Genomic DNA, 2,058 nt, shown 5'->3' on the forward strand with positions numbered 1-2,058 from the left:
CGGCACTTTTGGGGGCTTGCCCCGCGTTGGGGGCCGCATTTCCGGCAGGGGCCGTTGCGGCGGCCGTTTTGGCTGTTGCGGTTCCTTCGGCTGCCTTGGGCATGCTTTGCGCGGATTCGGCAGAGGCCGTTTTTGCGACAGGCGCGTCTTGAGATCCGCTTTTTGCGGTTCCGGAAACAGGCTTTGCCCCGCTTTTAGCGGTGGTCTGTTTGCTTTTGGCGGCCGATGCCTTGGCGGTTGCGGGCTTGGAGTCGACAGCAGAAGACGCGGCTTTTTTTTCGGTCTTGGCGACGGTTTTTTTTACGCTTTTTTCCTCGGCCTCGGATTTGCTTCCGGCGGCGGACTTGCTCTTTGCGGCGGTTTTTGGGGCGCTTTTGGCCTTTGTGGCGGTTTTTTCCACCGCTTTGGGGGCTGCGCCTTTCACCGCAGATGCCTCTTCGGCTGATTCAGGCTTTGTGTCCGTGCTTTTGGAAGCGGCAACAGATTTGAGGGCCGCGCTTTTGCCTGCCTTGGGCTTACTGGCTTTGGGGGCGGGCGTATCGGCAGAAAGGGAAGAACTGGAGGAAATCTTGGAAGCGGGAGAGGATCGAGATGAAGTTTTTTCCGCCTGTCCGGCCGTGGCTTCGGCAGCCGTGGCACTTTTTCCGCGGGCAGAAACGCGGGTTTTGGGTTTGGATGTCTTCTGGCCTGATTCGCCTGAATTTGGGGTCTCTGTCACTGGGGTTTCTTGGTCTTTGGTCATGAACGTCCTTTCAATGCGGGGCGGTTTGCCACCGCGAAAAATTTCAGCAGCATGTTGCTATTCATAAGGAATTCACCGCAGCAGCACCGCTTGGCGCGCTTGTGCGGCAGACATGCTGGTCCGCTTTTCAGAGAGTACGTTTTTTTAAAAAATATGCAAGCTCCCCATAAGGGTAGAGTTATTTATAACTTTGTGAATATATTTAAGATTACTTGTATTTTCGTTTTTATCCAGCCGTGCGCACTTTTGTTTCATATCGCGATACACAGCAAAAACGCCCGGTTTTTTTACAAACCGGGCGCGCATGTGTTTTTTGATAACAGCGGATATGGGGGCAGGCCCGCTAGTCTTCGTCCAGAACCTTGAGTTCCGCCGACAACTGGCCGGAATTATAACGCAGGAGCACGTAACCCCCCTGGGCCAGAGCGCCGGGATTGACCACGATGGTGCGGCCCACGCGGTCTACAGCCCTTGCTTCGTGGATATGGCCGCACAGGCAGATATCGGGCTGGGCTTCTTCAAGAAATTCGCGCACCGCCGTGGAGCCGACATGAATGCCGCCGGGGATGACGTCACAGGCGGTGTCTTTGGGCGGATTGTGGGACACAAGCACGCTGTGCGGATAGTTGCGCGCCTTTTGCCAGCAGGCTTCAAGCCATGCCGCAAAGGCGGACTCGGGAAATTCGCTGGGAGTGCCGAACGGCGTGAACGTGGAAGCGCCAACGCCAAAAATGGCGGTATCCGGCGTAAGTTCGCGCGTCTTGGTGTGAAGGTTCCAGCCCTTCTCGCTGAGCCACTGGTCCACCTCGGGGCGGTCCATATTGCCTATCTGAGCGAGAATCATCGGATTATGACTGCGCAGGGCGTCCATGACCATTTCAGCCTGTTGAACGCCGCCCGTGATGGTCAGGTCGCCGGTGACAATAATGCCGTCGGCCTGCGCCAGTTCGGGAATTTTGGCAAAGCGACCGGTTTCATCATGAATGTCGCCCACGGCGATCCAGAGGTAATCCTGAGCGTCAGAGCTTGGCATGGCGGTGCATCCTTTGTTACATTGGCACTGCTGTAATGCTGCCATACTTCATCATATAAGGAAAGGCCCGGCATGAGTGAAAAAAATACGGATCACGGCCCCCGAGAAAGCCGCGCAAGGTTACAGCCTGCCCAGCCGGAACCGGATGACCGCTTGTTGAAAGCGTGTCGCACCCGGCCCATAGCAGGGGCAGGGGCGCAGTCTGCGGTCTTGCCGGGCGTGGATCAGAGGCAAGATCCGGCTGTCGCCAAGCAGCGGCTGCGCGAGCAGATGAGCCGTCTGC

Annotated in this window: 2 protein-coding genes and 1 pseudogene; 2 read left to right on the forward strand and 1 reads right to left on the reverse strand. The window is 57.0% G+C overall.

Annotation, left to right across the window (positions count from 1 at the left end; translation table 11 throughout):
- Nucleotides 1-209: 209 nt before the first annotated feature.
- Entirely contained in the window at nt 210-809 is a 600-nt protein-coding gene (locus V6C16_RS11845; RefSeq protein ID WP_333543297.1) for a hypothetical protein, read from the forward strand.
- A 276-nt stretch (nt 810-1,085) separates the two neighbouring features.
- On the opposite strand, the gene V6C16_RS11850 is transcribed toward V6C16_RS11845, so the two are convergent.
- The gene (locus tag V6C16_RS11850; RefSeq protein ID WP_333535442.1) at nt 1,086-1,775 is read right to left on the reverse strand and encodes a metallophosphoesterase; all 690 of its coding nucleotides are present in this window, start codon (nt 1,773-1,775) and stop codon (nt 1,086-1,088) included.
- Nucleotides 1,776-1,847: 72 nt separating this feature from the next.
- On the opposite strand from V6C16_RS11850, the pseudogene V6C16_RS11855 reads away from it, so the two are divergent.
- Nucleotides 1,848-2,058 (forward strand): annotated as a pseudogene (locus V6C16_RS11855) (hypothetical protein); the annotation flags it as partial.

The organism is Desulfovibrio sp. 1188_IL3213, assembly GCF_036763145.1.
In the GTDB taxonomy this organism is placed as follows: domain Bacteria; phylum Desulfobacterota; class Desulfovibrionia; order Desulfovibrionales; family Desulfovibrionaceae; genus Desulfovibrio.

Bases quoted from the DNA above. Each gene is read 5' to 3' on its own strand.
- V6C16_RS11850 (WP_333535442.1), bottom strand. From the start codon at position 1,775: ATGCCAAGCTCTGACGCTCAGGATTACCTCTGGATCGCCGTGGGCGAC.